Source organism: Mycobacterium sp. SMC-13, from assembly GCF_045311035.1.
Classification (GTDB): Bacteria; Actinomycetota; Actinomycetes; order Mycobacteriales; family Mycobacteriaceae; genus Mycobacterium.
Genome location: NZ_JBJIAI010000026.1, coordinates 46,864 through 69,518 on the forward strand (window position 1 = coordinate 46,864; position 22,655 = coordinate 69,518).

Genomic DNA, 22,655 nt, shown 5'->3' on the forward strand with positions numbered 1-22,655 from the left:
GATCGGGTGGCTGTCAAAACCGGTCGCGAAAATCACCCGCCGCGCGGTGCCGCGATAACCGGCTGTCGCATAGGCGATTTCGCCCGGGCCACCGGGCCGGGAACTTTCTCGAGGCATCCGCCGACTAGCTAGACGTACGGGTGCCGTGGGGGTATCCAGGGCGGTCGCGCCACCACGGTGCGCGGCCTGCTGTGCCGTGCGAGGAGACCGCGACGTGACTGTGCCGATCTGGATGGCCATGCCACCTGAGGTGCATTCGGCGTTGCTGACGGCCGGCCCGGGGCCGGGTTCACTGCTGGCTGCCGCCGCGCAATGGCAACAGCTGAGCGTGCAGTACGGTCAGGCAGCCGCCGAGTTGTCGACCGTCCTGGCCGACGTGCAGGGGAGCAGTTGGGAGGGGCTCAGCGCGGCCCGGTACGTCGCCGCGCACGTGCCGTACCTGGCCTGGCTGGAGGAGTCCGCGCTGGCGACGGCCGCGACGGCGGCACAGCATGAAACGGTGGCCGCCGCCTACGGCACCGCCGTCGCGACCATGCCGACGCTGGTGGAGCTGGCCGCCAATCATGTGACGAACGCCGCACTGGTGGCGACAAACTTCTTCGGTATCAACACGATTCCCATCGCGGTCAACGAGGCCGACTACGCGCGCATGTGGATACAGGCGGCCGACACCATGATCGTCTACCAAGCGGTCGCCGAGGTGGCCACGGCGGCGGTACCGCCCGCGCAGCCGGCGCCGTCGATCGTCGCGCCCGGTGGGGAAGCCCGGCAACCGCTGTCGAACGCGCCCACCTCGCCGGGCCAACCACTGAGCGACCTCTGGCAGTTCCTCTCGCAACTCGGCACCACCGGCCAGGTCGACCAGATGCTCGAGAACTTCACACGCTTCTTCGAGCAGTTGGGCTTCAATCCCGCCACGTCCGCGGTGCTGGCCCTGGTGGCGTTGACGCTCTACGACATGCTCTGGTACCCCTACTACGCCTCCTACCTACTGCCACTGGCCTCGTTCTTCGCGCCGGCGCTCAGCGCGCTCGCGGCGCTGGCGCTGGTGAAATCGCCAGTGCTGCCTGCCGTGGACGCGGCACCGGTGCCCGCCGAACCTGCCGTCGTTCAGCCCGCGGGGGTCGCGCCGCGCGCCCAGGGTGTGCCTCTCGTCCCCGGTATCCAGGTCGGTATGCCGCAGGCCTCCGGGCCCTCCGCGGCCGCACCGACCAGTCCCGGCGCTGGTGGGCCCGCACCCACCGCCAACCTGGTCTACGCCGTGCCCGGGCTGTCGCGACACGGCGCGGGGCCAGGGCCGGAATCGGGCAGCGAATCGCCCGATATCAGCACCGACAGCATCGATGCCGCAGCCTCCGCTCATGCCGTCGCCGCCGTCCGTAACCGGGCCAAACGCGTGAGTCGAGCCCGGCGCGGAGCCCGGGGTTATCGCGATGAGCTTCCTGAGATGAAGGCCGATCTGACTGGCGCCGGCGACAATTCGCCGAGCGCACCCGTCGTCACGGCCGGCGCGCGCGGCGCGGGACCCGTCGGGTTCACCGGTGCGGTGACCACGGCGAGCACCGTACCGAACGGCATGGTGGAGCGGCTGCCGGCCGGTGCGAGCCCGTCGGCGCCATTGCTTCCTGCCACCTGGCTGTCGGGCGTGGAGCACGGGCACAACCGGTAATAGCACGAATTGTGAAGGGACGCGGAACTTTTCTCGAGGTCCCGACGACTAGATCAATTGAAGACAACCACTGAACGACTTTCTGCGTTGTGGGGCAATGAATTCCGCTGCCACACCGGCGTGGTGCAGCAAACTTGGGGAGGCGCGTCGATGACGCTCAATGTGCAGGGATGAGGGCTCGGAGCGCAGGTCGTCGGAATCGATCCGAACGATCTGGGCAACGTCTCGACCGACGAGCTCCGCGAAATCGTCTACGAGAACAAGCTTGTCGTCCTCAAGGGAGTCAAGCCGTCGCCCGCGCAGTTCATCGAGCTCGGCCGCATCCTCGGTGAGATCGTCACGTACTACGAGCCCGTGTACCACCACAACGAGCACCCGGAGATCTTCGTCTCATCCACTGAGGAAGGGCAGGGCGTGCCGCGCACGGGTGCGTTCTGGCACATCGACTACATGTTCATGTCCGAGCCGTTCGCGTTCTCCATGGTGATGCCGCTGACGGTCCCGGGCGCCGACCGCGGCACGTACTTCATCGACCTCAACAAGGTCTGGGAATCCCTGCCGCCGGCGCAGCAGGAGCCGGTGCGAGGTACCTTCAGCACGCATGATCCGCGGCGCCACATCAAGATCCGGCCTAGCGATGTGTACAAGCCGATCGGCGAGGTGTGGGACGAGATCAACCGTGCCACGCCACCGATCAAGTGGCCCACGGTGATCCGGCACCCACACACCGGCCAGGAGATCCTCTATATCTGCTCCACCGGCACCAGCAAGATCGAAGACGGAGACGGCGAGGTCCTGGACCCCGTGGTCCTGCATGAACTCCTCACTGCCACCGGCCAGCTCGACGCCGATTTCGCATCGCCGTTCATCCATACGCAGCACTACGAGGTCGGCGACATCATCCTGTGGGACAACCGGGCACTGATTCACCGGGCCAAACACGGCACCGCGACGGGCACACTGACGACGTATCGGCTGACGATGCTCGACGGCCTCGCGACGCCGGGGTTCGCGGCATGAGCGCCACCGAACTCACCGCACCCGTCACCGAATGGGTTGACACCGAGCAGATTCCGGAAGAACTCCTGGCCCGCGTGCTGGAACCCTACTCCTACAAAGGCTGCCGCTATCTCACGGACGCGACATATCGGGCCAGCGGTGATTCGATGTTCGCGACGGGAAATTTCAGCATTCCCGAGTCGGTGTACATCCGCAGCACCGGGCATTTCAACGCCGTCGAACTGGTGCTGTGCTTCAACCAGCTCGCCTACTCGGCGTTCGCGCCGGCGGTCCGCCACGGCGAGATCGACGGGTTCCGGGGCTGGACGCTCGATGACTATTTCGAGAACCAGTTGGCCAGCATGCTGATCCGGTCCACCGCGTCGCGCTACAAACGGCAGATCGATGCGCGCAAGTTCTCCGCCCGACTGACATGCGAAGGCATCGAAGTCGTCGAGCGGACCTGGCGGTACCTGAAAGTGCCGTGCGCCATCGAGTTCCACGACGACGACGGCGGATCCGCGTCCGGCGAATTCGAACTCGCGATCCTCAACATCCCGTGAGCACCGTATTGGGGCGGCTGCTCGCGCAGGCGCAGCAGCACCCGCAGGCCATCGCGCTGCGGCGCTGTGACGGAACCAGCGCCGTCACGTACGGCCGGCTCCCCGCGGTGGTGAATCGGCTGGCCGCCGAGTTGCTGGACCACGGCGTTTCTCGCGGTGGCCGGGTATTCGTGATGTCCGACAACGGCCCCGAGACCTACGTCGCGGTGCTGGCGTGCGCACAACTCGGTGCCATCGCGGTGCTGGTGGATCGTGGTGTCCCGACCGCGACCGTCGCGCGCTTCGGCGACATCACCGGCCCCAGTGCGGTTCTCCTGACCCCGGGCGCGGACGCGACGGCACTGCCGAGTGCTCTCGGCGCGATCCCGGTGATCCTCGTCGACGTCGCGGAGCACAGAGACGACGCGCCCGTCGTCGCGCCGGCGGAACTGGGCGCCGACGATCCGCTGGCGATGATCTTCACCAGCGGCACCACCGGTGAGCCGAAAGCCGTACTGCTGGCCAATCGCACGTTCTTCGCCGTGGCCGACATCCTGGCGCGCGAGAACCTCACCTGGATCAGCTGGGTGGTGGGAGAAGCCACGTACTCGCCGCTGCCGGCCAGCCACATCGGCGGCCTGTGGTGGATCCTGAACTGCCTGATGCATGGCAGTGAATGTGTGACCGGCGGTGAGAATTCCACGTCGCTGGCGGAGGTTCTCACCGCGAACCAGATCGCCTCGACCTGTCTGGTGCCCACGCTGCTGACGCGACTGGTGTCGGAGGTCAAGGCGGGTGTCGCGCTGCCGCCGCTGCGGATGATCGGCTACGGAGGCTCGCGTGCCATCGCGGCCGACGTGCACTTCGTCGAAGCGGCCGGCGTTCATGCGGCTCAGGTCTTCGGCCTGAGCGAAACAGGTTGTACCGCATTGTGTCTGCCAACGTCAGACGGATCGATCACCCGGATCGAGGCCGGCGCCGTAGGGCGGCCCTACCCCGGGGTCGAGGTCCGGCTGACCGGTGGAGACAGCGCTGACTCGGGCACGTTGTGGATCAAGTCACCGGCAAACATGTTGGGGTACTGGAACAATCCCGAGCGCACCGCTGAAGTCCTGGTCGACGGCTGGGTGAACACCGGCGACATCTTCGAGCGCGGTGCCGACGGGTACTTCTACATCAAGGGCCGGTCCGCGGAGATGATCATCTCCGGCGGCGTCAATGTCGCACCCGACGAGGTGGACCGCATCGCCGAGAGCGTCCCCGGTGTCGGCGCGGCGGCCTGCTTCGAAATCCCCGATGCCGAGTTCGGCGCGCTGATCGGCCTGGCGGTGATCCCGTCCGGGGAACTCGACGAAGGCCAGGCCCGCAAGCTCAAGCAGGCCATCGCGGCGCGCTATCGGGCGGAATCGGAGTCGATGGCCAGGCCGTCGACCATCACGCTGGTGACCGAGATACCGAGGACGCAGTCCGGCAAGGTCATTCGCACCGCACTGGCAGCGGCGGTCCATGGCTGACGGGCTCCGCGAACGCGTCCTGGCCGCTGTCGGCGACGTGCTCTACATCGACGCATCCGATCTGTTCGACGGCGACGCCACCGATCTGCGCGAGCTCGGGTTGGATTCGGTGCGGTTCGTCCTGCTGATGAAACGCCTTGGGGTGGATCGGGAATCGGAGCTGCTGAAGTGTCTGGCGCGTGAGCTGACGATCGCAGGCTGGGTCCGGGAGCTGGAGGGCATCCGTGGCGGCGTCTGACGACGGCCGGATTCCGCTGAGCATCTCGCAGCAGAACATCTATCACGGGGTGCTGCAGGACCCTGATCCCGCGCTGTATCTGATCGGCAAGAGTTACCGGTTCCGGCCGCTGGCGCCGGCGGCATTCCTGTCGGCGCTGGAAAACATGGTGCTGGACAACCCGATTCAGCTGTGCGTGCTGGAGCCGCCGGCGACCGGCGACGGCTATCCTGAGCTCGTCGCCCGGCTGCGGTTCGAGGACATCGCCCGCGTACAGCCCGGGCCAACTCGAACAGCGCCGGGGGAGCTGTGGGCCGACGGCATACTCGGTACCCCATTGGTGCGCTATGTCGTGCACACCGTCGCCGACGGCCGGGTGGTGGGGATGGACGCACAGAGCCACCACATCCTGCTCGACGGCGCGGCGACCGCGATCATCGAAGCCGACCTGGCCCGGCATCTGGACGGGCCCGAGCAGAAGGCCGGCGCCGCAGCGGGTTTGGGGCTCCTTGCGGCGGCACACCGCAGTGAGCACGGGAAAGTGGCGGAATCCACCGAACGCCACGTCGGCGCGGTGCGTCGCGAACTGACCGACGGAGCCCGGCGCGGCAGTTCCGCGCCGGGCTCGGACGATGCGGCGCTCGGCACCGCCGGCCGCGGCGTGCTGCGGGAATCATGTCGAGTCGCTGACCGTGCCTATGACGAGATCGTCGCGCTCGCGGAGACCCGGCAGGTGCCGCTGAACATCCTTGTCGCGGCCGCCGCGACGGCGGTGCACGCGAGTCTGAGCCAGAGCACCGAGGCTCACCTCGTGCACCCGGTGGACAACCGCTTCGGCGCGCCGGAGTTGAATGTCGCCACCTGTCTGGTGAATTCGGTCGCGCACCCGGTTCGATTCGCGCCGTTCGCCGCGGTCCGGGACGTGGTGACCGCGATCGACCGGGGCTACGTCAAAGCGCTGCGACGCCGGTGGTTCCGTGAAGAGCGTTACCGCCGTATGCATCTGGCGATCACCCGCGGCGCACCCGTCGACGCACTGACGGTCAATTACCTGCGCGGCCGGTCCGCTGCGGAGCTGAGCCCGTACTTGTCCGAAGCCCCGGTGGTCACCGATATCGGTCCGGTGGAAGGGATGACGGTGGCCTGCGTCCACGATGAAGCGCGGCGCACCATCGACTTCGCCATCTGGACCCGGCACGATCAACCCGAAGGTGCGGGCCAAACCGGCGTCGTCGACCGCATCGTCGCGGCCCTGCGAGCGATGGACGCGCACTGGGACCTACCGATCGCGCTGACCGTCGGCGAGTGGTCCGGGCTCGCCGCCGACGGCCGGCTCGAAGCGGGCAGCGGGATACCGGTGCAACGACCAGCCGGTGCGGGCGGATGGTTCCTCGACGTGGATCTCGGCCAGTGCCGCGGACCCGGCGTCGACCAGTGGATCGCCGAGATCGTCGGCCGCGGTGTCGATCCCGGCGACGTACTGGTCTTCGTCGACGACGATTCCCAGCGTGCGGTCGAGCTCCTGATTGCCTGCCACCTGGCAGGCTGCGGCTACAGCGTCTGCGCGACACCCGGCGACGTGGCTGCACGCGTCGAGGCCATCGCCGAGCAGTGCGCCATCGGTGCACACGCGGTCGAGCTCATCGGCCCTCGCGCCGAGTTGGACGGCGCGACAAGACAAGTCGTCGAAGAACGCATCGGCGAGGTTGGCCGCGACCACCTGCTGGGCTCCCGGCTCGCGTACGTGATGCCGACGTCCGGCTCGACGGGGAACCCCAAACTTGTTCCCGTGACGCACGGTTCGCTGGCGATCTTCTGTGCCGCGGCGCGGGACGCCTACGGCTGGGGGCCGGCGGACACCATCCTGCAGTGTGCCCCGCTGACCTCGGACATCAGCGTCGAGGAGATTTTCGGCGCCCTGTCGTGTGGCACGCGCGTGGTGCGGTCCGCCGCGATGCGCGCCGGTGACATGCCCGCGTTGACGCGCGATGTCGCGGCGCACCTCGCCACCGTGCTCGACCTGCCCGCCGCGGTCTGGCACCTGCTGTGCGAGGACGACGCGGCGTTGGCGGCGCTGGGCGGCTCGGCGCTGCGCCAGGTGATCATCGGCGGGGAGGCCGTCCGCCCGGCTGCTGTCGACAAATGGCTGGATTCGGCTGCGGGCCAAGGTATCTCGCTGGTCTCGACGTACGGCCCGACCGAGACGACGGTGGTCGTCACGCACTTGCCGATCGGTGCCGATGAACCCGCGCGTGCCAGGGCGCGGCTAGGGCGCCCGCTGGTACCCGGCTCGGTGTTCGTCGCGTTCGGCGAGGTCGTTGTCGTCGGGGAGCTGGTGTCGGCCGGCTACATCGGGCTGGACAACGCGAGCTTCGGCACCGTGCAGGCGCCGGACGGCTCCCGGCAGCGGGTGTTCGCCACCGGCGACCGCGTGACGCCAGACGGCGGCCATCCCGTGCTGGCCGGGCGCCGTGACGCCGTGGTCAAGATCGCCGGTAGGCGGTTCGACACCGCCGCGCTGCTGCGCAAGTTGGCGGCGGCCCCCGAGATATCCGATGTCGCCGTGGAACCGGCCGGAAACGGCCTGGGTATCTGGTTCCAATCCGCACTGACCCGCACCGGACACGACGATCCGGCTGCACGTGCCCGAGTTCGGAGCCTGGCAAGAGGCCAAGGGACACCGGCGTTCTCCGTCTTCGGCGTCCCGGGCATCCCACGACAGCCCAATGGAAAAGTCGACCGCGCGAAACTCACTGCGAACATTGAGGTTCCGTGCGACGAAGCCGATCAGGATCCGCGGGCCGCCGCGCTTGCCGAGCTGTGGAGCCGGATGCTGGAACGTCCCATCGGGCCCAGCGCATCGCTGTTGGATGAGGGCATCGGGTCACTGGACCTGATCCGGATCCTGCCGGAGACGCGACGATTCCTCGACTGGCAGCTGTCCATTCTCGATCTGATCGGTGCGGACTCCGCGGCCAATGTCGTCGACCGCCGGCCTGACATCGACACCTGGATGGACGACGAGACCGCGGCCCAGATCGCCGACGATCTGGCGGCGGTGGGGCACCCGGCGGCACCGGCCGCCCGCGAGCGCTCACGCGGGGGCAGCGCACAGACCGTCGTGATCCTGGGTGCCTCGGGCATTCTCGGCACCGGCTTCGCGCAGGCGATTCTCGACCGCAGACATGCCGGCCTCGACTGCCCCGACGTCGTGTTCGCTGCCAGATCACCACTGCCCGAACACAACCCGTGGTCCGGTGCGCAATCGGTCGACGGCGTCGACGTCGTGCGGATACCTGACCACCTCACCGCCGCGGAGCTGGGTGCGCTTCTGGACAGCGTCGGCGCCCGCACCGTCGTGAACTGCATCGGCAACACGAATGTGTTGGTGCCCTACCACCGGCTGCGGGCCGCCAACGTGTCGGCGGTGGCGTCGTTCGCCGATGCGTGTGCGCGGCGCGGCGCCGGTTTGGTGCAGCTGTCGACCTTCGTGGTCAACGCCGACGTGACGGCGCCCCGCGTCACCGACCCCCGCCACGCGCCGTACCCCTATGCCGCGTCGAAGGCGTTGGCGGAGATCGCCGTGTCCCGCGCCGCGAGCGATCTGGACTTCTCGGTGGTGCGGCTGCCCCGGGTGCTGGGCGACGCCCGCCAACTCGCGCAATCGTCGGACATCCTGGTCGCGATGGTCGATGCCTGCACCACGCTGCGGATGTGCCCGGTGGTGCCCGTCACCGAAGAGGTCACCACCGGCGTGGCCGCCGCCCACAGCATTCTCGGTCTGCTTCCGCAGCTGTCACCGGCGGTCGAGCTGGGCCGCGGCATGGCGGTACTGCGCGGCGAGAAAGTCTCCTACACAGCGTTTCTCGGCAGCCTCGGATTCGAGGCCATCGCCCTCGCGGAGTGGAAGGACCGGCTGGACCGCAGTGGGTGGGCCGCCCGAAATCCGCAGCGCTGGGCGGTACTCGATGCGTGGGTCGGGTTGGGTGCCAGATTGCGGGGCCGCACGTATGCCGACTATCTGGCCGAATATCCCAGTGTCGACGTCGATTTCGCGGCTGTCGCGGAATGCACCAGTGCGCCTGAGCCACTTCGCGGTGTCTTCGGCGCTGATCAGATTGTGAGGAAATGACATTGACGGATGTGACTCAGCCCCGGCAGGAGGCACCGGAAGTCGGCACCAGCTATCTCGACATCACCGGAATGTCGTGCGTCATGTGTGCCCGCCGCGTGCAGAAGACACTCAACAAGATCGACGTCGTGCACGCGTCGGTCAGTTTTGCCACCAAGACCGCCACCATCGAGACCGCCCGTGACGTCGGCCCGGCCGAACTGTGCGACGCCGTCGTGGCAGCGGGCTATGGCGCCGTACTACGCGCCGAGGCGCCCGTGGTGGAGGACTCGGCGCGCGGCCCACTGCAGCGGCTCGTCGGCAGCCTGCTCGGCCGCGGGTAGCGACAGGTTTGTCCTAATTTGTGGGCCCCATGGCGTAGACGCCATGGGGCTGGGCGTCGCACGATAGAGGCGTGACGCGATCTGTGGTGCTGCTCGGCTTTCGCGGGGTGCAGGCCCTCGACGTCGTCGGCCCGTTCGAGGTGTTCACCGGTGCCACGCTGCAGCTGGCTGCGATGGGACGGAGCGACGACGGCTACGCGCCGGTCCTGGCCGCGGCCGACGGCGGTCCTGTCACCACCTTGACCGGGCTCGAGTTCGTCACCAAGCCGCCGCCCGACCCGAACGAACCGATCGACACCATCGTGCTGCCCGGCGGCATGGGGGTCGACGAAGCCCGGGCCGACCCCGCCGTCATCGACTGGATTCGCACCGCCGCACCGCACGCGCGCCGCATCGTCAGCGTCTGCAACGGCGCGTTCCTCGCCGCGAGGCCGGCCTGCTCGACGGCTGCTCGGCTACCACGCACTGGGCCTCGGCAGAGAAACTGGCCAGTGAATTCCCCTGCATCGCAGTCGATGCCGATCCGATCTTCGTCCGCAGCTCGGATCAGGTGTGGACGGCGGCGGGCGTCACCGCGGGCATCGATCTGGCACTGGCGCTCGTCGAAGACGACTACGGCACCGACGTCGCCCAGAACGTCGCCCGGTGGCTGGTGCTGTACCTGCGCCGGCCCGGCGGGCAGACGCAGTTCGCGCCGCCGGTCTGGATGCCGCGCGCCAAGCGGGAACCGATTCGCGACGTGCAGGAGCTCATCGAGGCCGAACCCGCTGGGGCGCACAGTGTTCCGGAGCTGGCGCGCGCCGCTGCGATGAGCCCGCGGCACTTCACCCGGACGTTCACCGCCGAGGTGGGGGAGCCGCCGGCGGCGTACGTCGAGCGGGTCCGCACCGATGCGGCCCGTCGGCAGCTCACCGAGACCGACGACACCGTCACCGCCATCGCCGCGCGGTGCGGCTTCGGCAGCGCCGAGACGCTGCGTCGCAGTTTTGTTCGGCGCGTTGCGGTTTCACCAGATCAGTACCGCAGAACTTTCGCGCACGCGAGGAGCAGAGAAGGCGCGAGGTAGGGAGAAATCATGCAAGTTGCCATCGTCCTGTACCCGGGGTTCACGGCCCTCGACTTCATCGGGCCCTATGAGTCGTTGCGCTGGCTGCCGGATACCGAGGTCCGGTTCGTCTGGCACGAGCCGGGCCCGATCGTCGCCGACTCCGGCGTGCTGCTGGTGGGCGCCACCCACTCGTTCGACGAGACGCCGACGCCCGACATCATCCTGATCCCGGGCGGCTTCAGCACCCTGGAGCACGCGCGCGACGAGAAGCTGCTGGACTGGCTGCGGCGAGCCCACGAGACCACCACGTGGACGGCGTCGGTGTGCTCCGGTTCGGTGATCCTGGGCGCGTCCGGACTGCTGAAGGGCAAGCGCGCGACGTCGCACTGGGCGGCCGTGCAGCTGCTGCGCACGTTCGGCGTCGAACCCGTCACCGATGAGCGCATCGTGCAGTCGGCCGACCGCATCGTCACGTGCGCGGGTGTCTCGGCCGGCATCGACCTCGGCCTGTGGCTGGCCGCCCAGATCGCCGGTGAGGACAAGGCCAAGGCGATCCAGCTGTCCATGGAATACGACCCGCAACCGCCGTTCGACTCCGGGCACATGTCGAAGGCCTCGGCGGCCACCAAGGCCAGTGAAACGGCCCTGATGTCGCGTGAGCTCCTCAAGCCGACGGCACTCAAGCACACCACGGCACTGCTGTGGGACCAGGCCGTCAAAAAGGTCCGTTCCCGCCGTTGACCTAGCGATTTGTGCACGATTTTCCGCGCCCACCGCGGAAAATCGTGCACAAATCCCGGGTCCAGTAACCTCGGCCGGGTGAATCTGGCATACGACGACCGTGGCGGATCCGGCGAGCCGGTGCTGTTCATCGCGGGACGGGGCGGCGCGGGCCGCACCTGGCACCTGCATCAGGTACCGGCGTTTCAGCGGGCCGGCTTCCGCTGCATCACGTTCGACAACCGCGGTATCGGCGCCACCGAGAACGCCATCGGCTTCTCCACCGACCAGGCGGTCGCGGACACCGCGTCGTTGATCAACAAGGTCGTCGGCGGCCCGGTGCGCGTCGTCGGGGTGTCGATGGGGTCGTTCATCGCCCAGGAGCTCATGGTCGCCCGGCCCGAGCTGGTGTCCTCGGCGGTGCTCATGGCCACGCGCGGCCGGGAGGATCGCGCCCGGACGTTCTTCCGGGAGGCCGAGCGTGCGCTGCTGGCTGCCGGCATCGAGCTGCCGCCTGAGGTGGACGCGAAAAACCGGCTGCTGGAGAACTTCTCACCCAAGACCCTGAATGACGACCGTGCCGTCCAGGACTGGATCGAGATGTTCACCATGTGGCCCACGAAGCCCACCCCGGGCCTGCGGGCGCAGCTTGCCGTCGCGCCGGAGACCAACCGGCTGCCGGCCTACCGCCAGATCGCGGTGCCGGTGCAGGTGATCGGCTTCGCCGACGACGTCGTGCTGCCGCCGCACCTGTCCAAGGAGGTGGCCGACGCGATCCCGCTGGGCCGCTACCTGGAAATCCCCGACGCCGGGCACCTCGGCTTCATCGAGCGTCCCGATGCGGTGAACGCCGCGATGTTGGAATTCTTCGCCGCCAACCCGGTGTGACACGCTGTAGCAATGAACCCGTCGACGATTCAGGCGCGGGTCGTCGTCGACGAACTGATTCGCGGCGGCGTCCGCGATGTGGTGCTGTGCCCCGGTTCGCGTAACGCGCCGCTGGCGTTCGCGCTGGCCGACGCCGACCGGGCCGGCCGCTTGCGGCTGCACGTCCGCATCGACGAGCGGACCGCCGGTTACCTGGCGGTCGGCCTCGCCGTCTCCGCCGGCTCACCGGTGTGCATCGCGATGACGTCGGGCACCGCGGTGGCCAATCTCGGCCCGGCGGTGATCGAGGCCAACTACGCCCGCGTGCCGCTGATCGTGCTGAGCGCCAACCGGCCCTACGAGCTGCTGGGCACCGGCGCCAACCAGACCATGGAGCAGCTCGGCTATTTCGGCAACCAGGTGCGGGCCACCATCAGCCTCGGCCTGGCCGAGCCGACGGCCGACGTGGCCGCGGCCAACGCCCAGTGGCGGTCGGCGACGTGCCGGGTTCTGGTGGCGGCCAAAGGTTCTCGCACCGCCAATGCCGGACCCGTGCAGTTCGACATCCCGCTGCGGGAGCCGCTGGTCCCGGACACCGCCGAAGATGGCCCCTACGCGCCGGAAGGCCGCCCCGACGGCCGGCCGTGGACGTACACGCCGCCTGTCACGTTCGACCAGCCCCTCGAGATCGACCTGACGGCCGACACCGTCGTCATCGCCGGCCATGGTGCGGGCCGCCACGAGAACCTGGCGCACCTGCCGACGGTCGCCGAACCGACCGCGCCGCCGGCCGACAACCCGCTGCACCCGCTGGCGCTGTCGCTGGTCCGGCCGCAGCAGGTGATCATGCTGGGCCGGCCTACCCTGCACCGGCCGGTGTCGACCTTGCTGGCCGACCCACACACGCCCGTCTACGCGCTGACCACCGGCCCGCGCTGGCCCGACGTGTCGGGCAACTCGCAGGCCACCGGCACCCGCGCCATCACGTCGGGCACGCCCGATCCGGCCTGGCTCGCGAAGTGCGCCGACGCCAACGCGCGTGCCGAGCACGCCGTGCGTGACCAGCTCGCGGCCTATGAACTGACCACCGGCCTGCACGTGGCGGCCGCCGTCGCCGACGGACTGCAGCCCGGCGACCAGTTGGTGCTCGGCGCCTCCAACCCGGTGCGTGACGCCGCGCTCGTCGGGCTGAACTCGCACGGCATCTCGGTGCGGTCCAATCGCGGTGTCGCCGGTATCGACGGCACGGTGTCGACAGCGATCGGCGCCGCGCTCGCCCACACCGCGGGCCGGACCGTCGCGCTCATCGGTGACCTGACCTTCGTCCACGACAGCTCGGGCCTGCTGATCGGCCCCACCGAGCCGACGCCCAAGGCGCTGACCATCGTGGTCTCCAACGACAACGGCGGCGGCATCTTCGAATTGCTGGAGCAGGGCGATCCCCGGTTCTCCGACGTGTCGTCGCGCATCTTCGGCACCCCGCACGACGTCGACGTCGCGGCCCTGTGCCGGGCGTACCACGTCGAGTGCCGGCAGGTGGAGGCCGACGGACTGGCCGCCGCGCTGCGCGAACCCTTCGAGGGGATGCGGGTGCTGGAGGTCAAGGCCGACCGGTCCACCCTACGGTCGTTGCACGCTTCGATACGGGCGGCGATCAAGGCCGCTCCGTGATTCCCGAACCCCTGCGCTGCCGGTTGAACACGTTTTGGGACAACCTGATTCTGCGCCTCTTCGGCAACGGCAAGGAGACCCGGTCACAGCGGGTCATCCGCCGGATCCGGATCGGCATCGTCATCATGGCCTGCCTGGTGACACTGCAGTCGGTGCTGCTGGTGCTGGGGGCGTGGCGCAACGATCAGCAGATCGAGCACAACATGGGGACGGCGGCCGCCGAGGTGCTCTCGGCCGGTCCGCGGCGCTCCACCATCGAGTTCGTGACGCCCGACCGCGTCACCTACCGGCCCGAGCTGGGCGTGCTGTACCCGTCCGAGCTGGAAACCGGGATGCGCATCTACGTCGAATACGACCGCAGCAACCCGGACCTGGTGCGGGTGCAGAACCGCAACGCGTCGCTGGCCGTCATCCCGGCCGGCTCGATCGCCGTCGTCGGCTGGTTGGTCGCCGGTGTGCTGCTCGGCATCGTCACTCTCGTGCAGCGCCGACTGGGTTAGGTCTGCCGCCCCGCCGTCAGCTTCGCCAGCCACTCGGTTTCCTGGATGTCCACCACGGTGTTGCCGGTGAGGTCGTACACCGTGGGTGTGCCGGCGTCGCCGTCGCGGATCTCCTGCAGCCGGGTCTCGTTGGTCATCGTCATCTCGTCGGTGTCGACGGCGTGTTCACCGAACTGGATGGTGGTCACGGCCTCGGCGCTGACCCCGGCGTCGGCGGCCCAGCCCGCGAGCTGACCGTCCGACGGCGCCGACCCGCCCGGATTCTGGTGGCCCCACAGCGTCGCGACGTACGCCTGCAGGGCGGGCGCCGACGTGCCGTGTGCTGCGGCGAGGAACATCGCGTTGGCGACCTTGGCCGAATAGCCGTACTCGGTGTCCAGGAAGGTCACCGGGCGGTAGGTGACGGTCAGCAGACCGAGGGCGATCATGCTCTTCATCTCCGGCCCGTCGGTGTCCTGCAGGTGCGCGCAGTGAGTGCATTGCGGCTCGGTGTACACCTCGATCTGCGCGGGGGCGTCGGGCCGGCCCGCGATGATGCCGAAGCCGTCCGCGGTGAGGGTGACGCCCGGCAGATCCGGGTCCCGCAGTGCCGATCCGGTGACGGTGCGGCCGCAGCCGGTTGATGCGGTGAGAAGCGCCAGCGCGGTGGCCAGAACAAGGATCAGCCGAGGTAGACGCATGCCGACCCCTTTCTCGCCGCGGTGCGACAGACGATACCGGTGGTACCCGAGTTGTGCGTGTCTTCGCGTCGCGGATCCCTGACGGTCACCTGACGGTCAGGCTGCGCTGCCAGCCTGCAGGTGTGCGAGTTGCGATCGTGGCGGAGTCCTTTCTCCCGAATGTCAACGGCGTCACCAATTCGGTGCTCCGGGTGCTGGAGCACCTCCACCGGAACGGCCATGAGGCGCTGGTCATCGCGCCCGACACGCCCCGGGGGGAAAAGCCCGCGGACACGTTCCACGGCGATGTGCCCGTGCACCGTATCCCGTCCCGGATGTTCCCCAAGGTGACGTCGTTGCCGCTGGGTGTGCCGCGGCCGCGAATTGTGCGGGTACTGCGCGATTTTCAGCCTGACGTGGTGCACTTGGCGTCGCCGGCGCTGCTGGGTTACGGCGGGCTGCACGCCGCGCGCTTCCTCGGCATCCCGACCGTCGCGGTGTTTCAGACCGACATCGCCGGTTTCGCGCAGAGTTACGGCGTCGGCATGATGACGAAAACCGCGTGGGCCTGGAACCGGCACCTGCACTCGCGTGCCGACCGGACCCTGGCGCCGTCCAGCGCGACGATGGAAGACCTTGTCACCCATCGCATTCCGCGCGTCCACAAGTGGGGTCGCGGCGTCGACGTCACGGGTTTCGCGCCGTCGGCGCGCAGCGCCGCGCTGCGGGCGCAGTGGTCGCCCGAAGGCAAGCCGGTGGTGGGTTTCGTCGGCCGTCTGGCGCCGGAGAAGCACGTGGAGCGGCTGGCCGCGCTGGCCGGCCGCGACGACCTGCAGCTTGTCGTGGTCGGCGAGGGCATCGACCAGACCAAGCTCGAAAAACTCATGCCCACAGCAGTTTTCACCGGCGCACTGTACGGCCGGGAACTGGCCACGGCATACGCCAGCATGGACGTTTTCGTGCACCCGGGGGAGCACGAGACCTTCTGTCAGGCCGTCCAGGAGGCCATGGCGTCCGGTCTGCCGGTCATCGCGCCCGACGCCGGCGGCCCGCGTGACCTGGTGACGCCCATGCACACCGGATTGCTCTTGCCGGTAGCGGATTTCGAGGCGGCGCTGCCGGCCGCGGTCGATCACCTGCTCGCCGAGCGGTCCCGCTACTCGCTCGCCGCCCGCCGCAGCGTGCTGGGCCGCACCTGGCCCGCCGTGTGCGACGAACTGCTCGGCCACTACGCCGCCGTCCTCGGCGAGCGCCGCGCCCTCGCTGCCTAGCGCTCTTTTTCCCCGCGAGCATTTCCGCGCACGCCACCTCCCGCGAGCGGCCGTGTTTGTACTGCGACACACCGCATTTGGTGTACAAAAACGTCCCGCTCGCGGCCGCCGAGCGCGACGAAACTGCACATGCTGATCGAGCGTGCGCAGAAACACGCACGCTCGATCAGAGAAGATCAGCTCACATGGACCAGGTCGTACACATACGAGCGGTCGTCCTTGCGACTCACCCACGCACCCTCGGGCGGCAGGTAACCGAACCCCGCGTGGTCGAACGGGCGACTCGACACCGCACCACGCTCCGTGCACACCACCCATCCGAAGTGCGGCAGCCGTCGGCACCAGATGTCCAGATCGACCCGCTTGTACGACGGAAACCCGTGCGCCTCGCCGTCTTCGGTGAACTCATAGGTCAACCCGTCGTCCCGTCGGACGAATTTCAATCCCGCCATCGGAGTTCCTTCGTTCAGCCCTGCGCCAGCTCGGACACCGGCTGCCACTCTTCCCAGGTGCGCAACCGGTTTTCGTAGTCGGTCTTGGCGATCTGCAGCGGTGCGCTGCCGAAAAAGACTCGCAGCGGCGGCTTTTCGGCGTCGACGATCTTGAGCACCGCGGCCGCCGAGGCCTCCGGGTTGCCCGGTACCGCATTGCGCTCGCTGCGCCAGCGCGCGACATCTGCCCTAAATCCTTCGTACTCCGGCAGTTCCGTGGTCCGCTTCGCCGACGCGCCGCCCCAGTCGGTCGAGAAGCCACCGGGCTCGATCAAGGTGACGTGAATACCGAACCGCTCCACTTCGGCGGCCAGCGACTGTGAGAAACCCTCGAGCGCCCACTTGGACGCGTGGTACGCGCCGAGGCCCGCGAATGCGCTGATGCCACCGATCGAGGACACCTGGATGATGTGCCCGCTGCCCTGCGCCCGCAGGTACGGCAGCGCCGCCTGCGTGATCCACAGCGCGCCGAACACGTTGGTTTCGATCTGGTCCCGCGCCTCGGCCTCCGACAACTCCTCGATGAAACCGAACTGGCCGTAGCCCGCATTGTTGACGACGACGTCCAGCCGGCCGAAGTGCTCGTGCGCCGCCTTCACAGCGGCGAAGTCGGCGTCGCGGTCGGTGACGTCGAGCGCGATGGGCAACAGCGCGTCGCCGTACTTGGCGACGAGGTCGTCGAGCGTCGACACGTCCCGCGCCGTCGCGGCCACCTTGTCGCCGCGCTCCAGCGCCGCGGCCGTCCACTCGCGTCCGAACCCGCGCGATGTCCCCGTGATGAACCAGACCTTTTGACCCATGCGGCTTACAGCTCCCGTGGTGGCCGTTCCATTCCCGGGGCCGCCGCAGACGCGGGGCGCAGGACCAGCCGGTAGCGTCATATCCGTGAGTCGCGCGTCATTGGAGAAGGATCCGCACGAGGTTGCGTCGATGTTCGACGGCGTCGCCCGTCGCTATGACATCACCAACACCGTGCTGTCCCTGGGTCAGGACCGGTTCTGGCGGCGGCAGACGCGCGCCGCGCTGGGCATCGGCCCAGGTGACAAGGTTCTGGACCTCGCCGCCGGGACGACGGTGTCGACCGTCGAGCTCGCGACGTCGGGCGCCTGGTGTGTGGCCTGCGACTTCTCGGTCGGGATGCTCGCCGCCGGCGCAGCCCGCAACGTCCCGAAGGTGGCCGGTGACGCCACCAAGCTGCCGTTCGACGACGGCGTCTTCGACGCGGTGACCATCAGCTTCGGGCTGCGCAACGTCGTCGACTTCAGCGCCGGCCTGCGCGAGATGGCCCGGGTGACGCGGCCCGGCGGCCGCCTGGTGGTGTGCGAGTTCTCCACGCCCACCAACCGCCTCTTCGCGACGGCCTATAAGGAGTACCTGATGAAGGCGCTCCCGACGATGGCCACCGCGGTGTCGTCCAACCCCGAGGCGTACGTCTATCTCGCCGAGTCGATCCGGGCGTGGCCCGATCAGGACGACCTGGCCTGCAAGATCGAGGCGGCCGGCTGGTCGCAGGTGCGCTGGCGCAACCTGACCGGAGGGATCGTCGCGCTGCACGCCGCTGTCAAGCCGTGAGCCTGCCCGTCCTCGCCGTCGCCGGCTTCCTCGGTGCGGGCAAGACCACGCTGCTGAACCACCTGCTGCGTAACGGCCGCGGGGCGCGAATCGGCGTGCTGGTCAACGACTTCGGGTCCGTCAACATCGACGCGATGCTGGTCGCCGGTCAGGTCGACGCCATGGCGTCACTGTCGAACGGGTGCATCTGCTGCGTCGCGGAGGACGGTGAGGTGGCCGAGATGCTCGGCAAGCTCGCCGCCGTCCGCCCGGCCCTGGATCTGATCGTGGTGGAGGCCAGCGGCGTCGCCGAGCCGCCCGCGGTGGCGCGCACCATCATGACGGCCGATTCGGATGACTTCCACTACGCCGGCCTGATCCTGGTGGTCAACGGATGCGAGCCGGAGTTCGGGCACGGGCTGCCGGTGGCCGACCTGGTGGTGCTCAACCGGGCAAGTGAAGTCGCCGACGTCGACGCCGTGCTGGCCCGGATTCGCGCGCAGAATCCGCGAGTCCCCGTGCAGCCCACCGATTTCGCGCGCATCGACCCGACGCTGCTTATCGACATTCCGGAACGCGCGCCGCAGGCCCAGCTGTCGTTCGACGAGCTGCTGCACGACGATCACGACCACGACCATCCCGTCTACCAGTCCGTCGAATACATCACCGGCGACGTGCTGAACCCGCGCCGCTTGCTGGCCCTGCTGCGTGACCGGCCCGAAGGGCTTTACCGGGCAAAGGGTTTCGTCGACTTCGGCGCCGGACACCGATACCTGCTGCAGCTGGTGGGCGGCTCCCTGCGGCTGCAGAAGCGGCGCGGCACCGGCACCCAACTGGTGTGCATCGGCACCGGCATGGACACCGAGAAGGTGCGGGCGGCGCTGCACGAGTGCACCACCGAACCGGCCGACGAGAACGCCATCCTCGGAGTCCACAAGTACGTGATGCCGTAGGCCCCGGATATCCCGACTCCTCACCTGAGTTCGAGGAGATGTGTTGTTCAAGGTCAATGAGTACTTCGATGGCAAGGTCGCATCGATCGCGTTCGCGCCCGCCGAGGGCCCCGCGACCGTCGGCGTCATGGCCGTCGGCGAATACGAATTCGGCACCTCGAGCCTCGAGATCATGCACGTGGTGTCCGGCGCCCTGACCGTCAAGCTGCCCGGCAGCGACGAGTGGGAAACCTTCGCCGCCGGAACGCAATTCACCGTGCCGGCCGACAGCAAGTTCGGCGTCCGCGTCGAGGTCGAGACCGCCTACCTCTGCGAATACCGGTAACTTTCCGCCCACGGTGAACCGCGTTCGCGGAGCAGGGGACCGGTGCCGTGCTGAAGATGCTGGGGGACCAGGCCCCCGCACCTGAGGGCGTCACCACCACGACCACCACCATCACCGGTGCCGACGGCAACGAGATCACGCTGTTCATCAGCCGACCCACCGCTGCCGACGGTCCGCTGCCCGCGGTTGTGCACCTGCACGGCGGTGGCATGGCGATCCTCAGCGCCGCCGACATCCAGTACGTCCGCCTCCGCGAAAACCTTGCGGCCGCAGGGCTCGTCGTCGTCGGCGTCGAGTTCCGTAATTCGGGCGGCGCGCTCGGTCCGCACCCGTTCCCGGCCGGGCTCAACGACGGCGCGGCGGCCGTGCGCTGGACGGCGGCGCACAAAGACGAGCTCGGGATCAGCCACCTGATCGTGTCGGGGGAGTCCGGCGGTGGGAACCTGACGCTGACGGTCGCGCTGAAAGCCAAGCGGGAGGGCTGGATCGACGAGATCGCCGGCGTCTACGCCCAGTGCCCGTACATCTCGAACCGGTGGCTCGAGGACGCCGAGGACCTGCCGTCGCTGCGGGAGAACGACGGGTACTTCATCAGCTGCCTGCAACTGGCGCTGCTGGGCTCTATCTATGACCCCGACCAGCAGCACGCGCAAGACGGCACCTGCTGGGCCGGGGCGGCCACCAGTGTGGAGTTGGAAGGCCTTCCGCCGCATGTCATTTCGGTCAACGAGCTCGAACCGCTGCGCGACGAGGGCCTGATCTACTACCGCAGGCTGGCCGCGGCCGGCGTCAGCGTCGTCGGGCGGATCGTCGCCGGCACCTGCCACGCCGGGGACATCCTGCTCGCCGGCGCCATGCCCGAGGTCTTCGCGGCCACCGTCCGCGACATCGTCGGGTTCGCGCGGTCGGTCAGCTGAACGGCTTGCGCTGATCCAGCCGGCGCGAGCCACGTCCGGCCCGGCGCCAGATGCGGGCGATCATGTCGGTGTCCTCCTCGGTCACGAGGTTGCCCATGGCCCGTACCGCGACCGTCATCAGGTACTGCGATCGCATCGCGACAGGCCCCGTCAGCGGCAGGAACTTCGGCACGGTCAGCAGGATCGCCAATCGGCGCGCCACCGAGAACCCGGCGGCGTAGTGCTGCTGCAGCAGTGCGGGCCAGGCCGCGCTGAGGTCACCCGAGCCCAGCAGATCGGCGGCCAGCCTTCCCGTCTCCAGGCCGTAGTCGATGCCCTCGCCGTTGAGCGGGTTGACGCATGCGGCGGCGTCGCCGACGAGCATCCAGTTCGGTCCCGCGACGCCCGACACCGCGCCGCCCATCGGCAGCAGCGCCGACTTGGCCAGCCGCGGCTGACCTTCGAAGCCCCACTCGTCGCGGCGCAGGTTGGTGTAGTGGGCCAGTAGCGGGCGCAGCGCGGCGTCGGCCGGACGTTTCTCGGTGGCCAGCGCACCCACGCCGATGTTCACGTCGCCGTTGCCCAGCGGGAAGATCCAGCCGTAGCCCGGCAGCACCTCCCCCGCGGGGGAGCGCAGCTCCAGGTGCGACGTGATCCACGGCTCGGCGTGCCGCGGCGTCGCGATGTAGGCGCGGATCGCGACGCCGTACACCGTCTCCTGGTGCCATTGCCGGCCCAGGACACGGCCCAGCGTCGAGCGGGCGCCGTCGGCCACGATGAGTTCGGTGCAGCTCACCTCTTGTCCGTCGTCGAGCTGCAACGTGGTCACCCGGCCGGCCGCATCGTGGGAGACGGCGACGGCCTTGACGCCCAGCAGCATCTTCGCCCCGGAGTCGGCGGCGACCTGACGAATCCGGTCGTCGAGCTCGGCGCGGGGAACCGCGCTGCTGGTGGCCGGGAACGACGGCCCCGGCCAGCGCACCTCGCGCTGCGCGCCGAAGCCGGCCAGCCGCAGCCCGTGGTGGCTGACGTGGCCGTCGAGCCACTCGCCGAGTCCCAGCTCACGCAGTTCGGCAATGGCCCGCGGCGTCAGCCCGTCGCCGCAGGCCTTGTCCCGGGGAAACTGCGCCGAGTCGATCACCAGGACGTCGCGGCCCCGGCGCGCTGCCCAGGCGGCAGCGGCGGAACCTGCCGGCCCGGCTCCGACCACGACCACATCTGCGTGCACGACCATGCCGCCCAGTATGTTGGACCCATGAAGACACCAGCGACAGTGGTCGCGGGCGTGGACTTTGGTGACGCCGCCTTCGCCGCGCAGGTTCGTGACGCGGTCGCGCGCATCGAAGACCTGATGTCGACCGAGCTGGGCAAAGCCGACGAGCTGATGGCCGAAGCGGTCCAGCACCTGTTCCAGGCCGGTGGCAAGCGGTTCCGTCCGCTGTTCACCGTGTTGTCGGCGTCGCTGGGGCCGGACCCCGACAACAACGACGTCGCGATCGCCGGCGCCGTCATCGAGCTGGTGCACCTGGCGACGCTGTACCACGACGACGTCATGGACGAGGCCCAGGTCCGACGCGGCGCGGAGAGCGCAAACGCCCGCTGGGGCAACAACATCGCGATCCTGGCCGGCGACTACCTGTTCGCCACCGCCTCGCGGCTGGTGTCCCGGCTGGGTCCGGACGCGGTCCGCGTCATCGCCGACACCTTCGCCCAGCTGGTGACCGGCCAGATGCGCGAGACCCGCGGCGCCCTCGAAGGTGCTGACCCCGTCGAGCACTACCTGAAGGTCGTGTACGAGAAGACGTCATGCCTGATCGAGGCGTCCGGCCGGTTCGGCGCGACCTTCTCCGGTTCCGATCAGGAGCAGATCGAGCGGATGAGCCGGCTCGGCGGCATCGTCGGCACCATCTTCCAGATCTCCGACGACATCATCGACATCGACAGTGACCCCGACGAGTCGGGCAAGGTGCCGGGCACCGATCTACGCGAAGGCGTGCACACCCTGCCGGTGCTGTACGCACTGCAGGAAACCGGTCCCGACGCTGACCGGCTGCGGGTATTGCTGGCCAAGCCCATCGACAACGACGCCGACCTCGCCGAGGCGCTGGCGTTGCTGCGCGCGTCGCAGGGCATGGTCGAGGCCAAGCGCACCGTGCAGCGCTTCGCCGCGGACGCTCGTGCCGAGCTGGACAACCTGCCGGACCTGCCGGGCCGGTTGGCGCTGCTCAACCTGGTCGAGTACACCGCTGACCGCCACGGCTGACCTCCCACCGGGACACCCCGGAACCAGGCACCAGTTGCCGAGCG

The 22,655-nt window shown here is 68.9% G+C and carries 20 protein-coding genes and 2 pseudogenes; 18 read left to right on the forward strand and 4 right to left on the reverse strand.

The window, feature by feature from the left end; all coding sequences use genetic code 11:
* Positions 1 to 232 precede the first annotated feature (232 nt).
* The 12 genes and pseudogenes from ACJH6I_RS26825 (at position 233) to ACJH6I_RS26880 (ending at position 14,202) form a co-directional block, all read left to right on the forward strand.
* Positions 233 to 1,669, forward strand: coding sequence for a PPE domain-containing protein (locus ACJH6I_RS26825; protein ID WP_406784820.1), 1,437 nt, complete (start codon positions 233 to 235; stop codon positions 1,667 to 1,669).
* Positions 1,670 to 1,867: 198 nt separating this feature from the next.
* The gene (locus tag ACJH6I_RS26830) at positions 1,868 to 2,689 is read left to right on the forward strand and encodes a TauD/TfdA dioxygenase family protein (RefSeq protein ID WP_406784821.1); all 822 of its coding nucleotides are present in this window, start codon (positions 1,868 to 1,870) and stop codon (positions 2,687 to 2,689) included.
* Positions 2,686 to 3,231, forward strand: a complete 546-nt coding sequence (locus ACJH6I_RS26835; RefSeq protein ID WP_061006204.1) for an FcoT family thioesterase — start codon at positions 2,686 to 2,688, stop codon at positions 3,229 to 3,231. Before ACJH6I_RS26830 ends, ACJH6I_RS26835 begins: the two co-directional genes overlap by 4 nt.
* A complete protein-coding gene (gene fadD10 / locus ACJH6I_RS26840; RefSeq protein WP_406784803.1) occupies positions 3,228 to 4,724 on the forward strand; it encodes a fatty acid--CoA ligase FadD10 in 1,497 nt (498 codons plus the stop codon). The genes ACJH6I_RS26835 and fadD10 overlap by 4 nt, the downstream gene beginning before the upstream one ends.
* A complete protein-coding gene (locus ACJH6I_RS26845; RefSeq protein WP_406784804.1) occupies positions 4,717 to 4,962 on the forward strand; it encodes an acyl carrier protein in 246 nt (81 codons plus the stop codon). Before fadD10 ends, ACJH6I_RS26845 begins: the two co-directional genes overlap by 8 nt.
* Entirely contained in the window at positions 4,949 to 9,073 is a 4,125-nt protein-coding gene (locus tag ACJH6I_RS26850; RefSeq protein ID WP_406784805.1) for an AMP-binding protein, read from the forward strand. The genes ACJH6I_RS26845 and ACJH6I_RS26850 overlap by 14 nt, the downstream gene beginning before the upstream one ends.
* Positions 9,070 to 9,396 (forward strand): heavy-metal-associated domain-containing protein, encoded by a 327-nt coding sequence (locus ACJH6I_RS26855; RefSeq protein ID WP_406784806.1) that lies wholly within the window; start codon positions 9,070 to 9,072, stop codon positions 9,394 to 9,396. Before ACJH6I_RS26850 ends, ACJH6I_RS26855 begins: the two co-directional genes overlap by 4 nt.
* A gap of 71 nt (positions 9,397 to 9,467) precedes the next feature.
* Positions 9,468 to 10,462: pseudogene (locus ACJH6I_RS26860) on the forward strand (GlxA family transcriptional regulator).
* A 9-nt stretch (positions 10,463 to 10,471) separates the two neighbouring features.
* Positions 10,472 to 11,185, forward strand: a complete 714-nt coding sequence (locus tag ACJH6I_RS26865; RefSeq protein WP_406784807.1) for a DJ-1/PfpI family protein — start codon at positions 10,472 to 10,474, stop codon at positions 11,183 to 11,185.
* A 78-nt stretch (positions 11,186 to 11,263) separates the two neighbouring features.
* Positions 11,264 to 12,052 carry an alpha/beta fold hydrolase gene (locus ACJH6I_RS26870; protein ID WP_061003332.1) on the forward strand — a complete coding sequence of 263 codons (789 nt, stop codon included), beginning with the start codon at positions 11,264 to 11,266 and terminating at the stop codon, positions 12,050 to 12,052.
* 12 nt (positions 12,053 to 12,064) lie between these two features.
* A complete protein-coding gene (gene menD, locus ACJH6I_RS26875; protein WP_406784808.1) occupies positions 12,065 to 13,702 on the forward strand; it encodes a 2-succinyl-5-enolpyruvyl-6-hydroxy-3-cyclohexene-1-carboxylic-acid synthase in 1,638 nt (545 codons plus the stop codon).
* Positions 13,699 to 14,202, forward strand: coding sequence for a DUF3592 domain-containing protein (locus ACJH6I_RS26880; RefSeq protein WP_135357652.1), 504 nt, complete (start codon positions 13,699 to 13,701; stop codon positions 14,200 to 14,202). The genes menD and ACJH6I_RS26880 overlap by 4 nt, the downstream gene beginning before the upstream one ends.
* Here ACJH6I_RS26880 and ACJH6I_RS26885 read toward each other — a convergent pair.
* Complete coding sequence (locus tag ACJH6I_RS26885) at positions 14,199 to 14,882, reverse strand: DsbA family protein (RefSeq protein WP_406784809.1); 684 nt, start codon at positions 14,880 to 14,882, stop codon at positions 14,199 to 14,201. The two genes, ACJH6I_RS26880 and ACJH6I_RS26885, sit on opposite strands and share 4 nt — an antisense overlap.
* Positions 14,883 to 15,004: 122 nt before the next feature.
* On the opposite strand from ACJH6I_RS26885, the gene ACJH6I_RS26890 reads away from it, so the two are divergent.
* Positions 15,005 to 16,132, forward strand: coding sequence for a glycosyltransferase family 4 protein (locus tag ACJH6I_RS26890; protein ID WP_406784810.1), 1,128 nt, complete (start codon positions 15,005 to 15,007; stop codon positions 16,130 to 16,132).
* Positions 16,133 to 16,308: 176 nt separating this feature from the next.
* Here the strand turns inward: ACJH6I_RS26890 and ACJH6I_RS26895 are convergent, their stop codons facing one another.
* Together ACJH6I_RS26895 and ACJH6I_RS26900 are read right to left on the reverse strand one after the other, a co-directional pair.
* Positions 16,309 to 16,584: a hypothetical protein gene (locus ACJH6I_RS26895; RefSeq protein WP_064858463.1), complete on the reverse strand. Its 276-nt coding sequence runs from the start codon at positions 16,582 to 16,584 to the stop codon at positions 16,309 to 16,311.
* A gap of 14 nt (positions 16,585 to 16,598) precedes the next feature.
* Positions 16,599 to 17,423 carry an SDR family oxidoreductase gene (locus ACJH6I_RS26900; protein WP_406784811.1) on the reverse strand — a complete coding sequence of 275 codons (825 nt, stop codon included), beginning with the start codon at positions 17,421 to 17,423 and terminating at the stop codon, positions 16,599 to 16,601.
* An 85-nt stretch (positions 17,424 to 17,508) separates the two neighbouring features.
* Between ACJH6I_RS26900 and ACJH6I_RS26905 the strand changes: the two genes are divergently transcribed.
* The 4 genes and pseudogenes from ACJH6I_RS26905 to ACJH6I_RS26920 form a co-directional block, all read left to right on the forward strand.
* The gene (locus ACJH6I_RS26905) at positions 17,509 to 18,195 is read left to right on the forward strand and encodes a demethylmenaquinone methyltransferase (protein WP_346417128.1); all 687 of its coding nucleotides are present in this window, start codon (positions 17,509 to 17,511) and stop codon (positions 18,193 to 18,195) included.
* On the forward strand, positions 18,192 to 19,127 hold the full coding sequence (locus ACJH6I_RS26910; RefSeq protein WP_406784812.1) for a CobW family GTP-binding protein: 936 nt from the start codon (positions 18,192 to 18,194) through the stop codon (positions 19,125 to 19,127). Before ACJH6I_RS26905 ends, ACJH6I_RS26910 begins: the two co-directional genes overlap by 4 nt.
* 43 nt (positions 19,128 to 19,170) lie before the next feature.
* Positions 19,171 to 19,452, forward strand: coding sequence for a pyrimidine/purine nucleoside phosphorylase (locus tag ACJH6I_RS26915; RefSeq protein WP_029105179.1), 282 nt, complete (start codon positions 19,171 to 19,173; stop codon positions 19,450 to 19,452).
* 23 nt (positions 19,453 to 19,475) lie between these two features.
* Positions 19,476 to 20,369: pseudogene (locus ACJH6I_RS26920) on the forward strand (alpha/beta hydrolase); the annotation flags it as partial.
* On the opposite strand, the gene menJ reads toward ACJH6I_RS26920, so the two are convergent.
* Positions 20,362 to 21,582, reverse strand: coding sequence for a menaquinone reductase (menJ, locus tag ACJH6I_RS26925; RefSeq protein ID WP_406784813.1), 1,221 nt, complete (start codon positions 21,580 to 21,582; stop codon positions 20,362 to 20,364). The pseudogene ACJH6I_RS26920 and the gene menJ sit on opposite strands and share 8 nt — an antisense overlap.
* 21 nt (positions 21,583 to 21,603) lie before the next feature.
* Here menJ and grcC1 point away from each other — a divergent pair, with 21 nt between their 5' ends.
* On the forward strand, positions 21,604 to 22,611 hold the full coding sequence (gene grcC1, locus ACJH6I_RS26930) for a nonaprenyl/(2E,6E)-farnesyl/geranylgeranyl diphosphat synthase (protein ID WP_406784814.1): 1,008 nt from the start codon (positions 21,604 to 21,606) through the stop codon (positions 22,609 to 22,611).
* Positions 22,612 to 22,655 lie beyond the last annotated feature (44 nt).